This window comes from Streptomyces sp. DH12 (genome assembly GCF_020873895.1).
Classification (GTDB): Bacteria; Actinomycetota; Actinomycetes; order Streptomycetales; family Streptomycetaceae; genus Streptomyces.
This window is the reverse complement of the sequence record NZ_JAHWGT010001494.1, coordinates 1-405: the sequence shown is the minus strand read 5'-3', so window position 1 is coordinate 405 and position 405 is coordinate 1. Positions and strand designations below refer to the sequence as shown.

At 72.6% G+C, this 405-nt stretch carries 1 protein-coding gene; it reads left to right on the top strand.

Going from position 1 to position 405, the window contains the following annotated elements:
- Nucleotides 1-163: 163 nt before the first annotated feature.
- On the top strand, nt 164-405 hold a 242-nt coding region (locus LPA54_RS40740), incomplete at its 3' end, for a Clp protease N-terminal domain-containing protein (RefSeq protein ID WP_228985459.1).

The following is a 405-nucleotide window of genomic DNA, read 5'->3' as shown; positions in this document are numbered from 1 at the left end:
CCCCCGGCCGGCACCACCTTCGCCGCACCTCACCCCGGCGGGCCGGCCAGGTGCCGAAACCTGGACATGCCCGCCCCCGCCGAACGTGTCATCGTGGGCATGAGCGCGCCCTGACCGGGTTACCCGGGCCCGGCACGTCGACCCAGCGAAGGAACGGATGACGATGACGAATGGTTTCGTCGGCCCGGAGGGTGACCCGTTCGCAGAATTCCTCGCCCGCTTCTTCGGCGGACAGCGCCCCCGCCAGATCGACATCGGCAGGCTTCTCAGCCAGCCCGCCCGTGAACTCGTGCGCGGCGCCGCCCAGTACGCGGCCGAGCACGGCAGCCGTGACCTGGACACCCAGCACCTGCTGCGTGCCGCGCTCTCCGCCGAGCCGACCCGGAGTCTGCTCAGCCGCGCGGG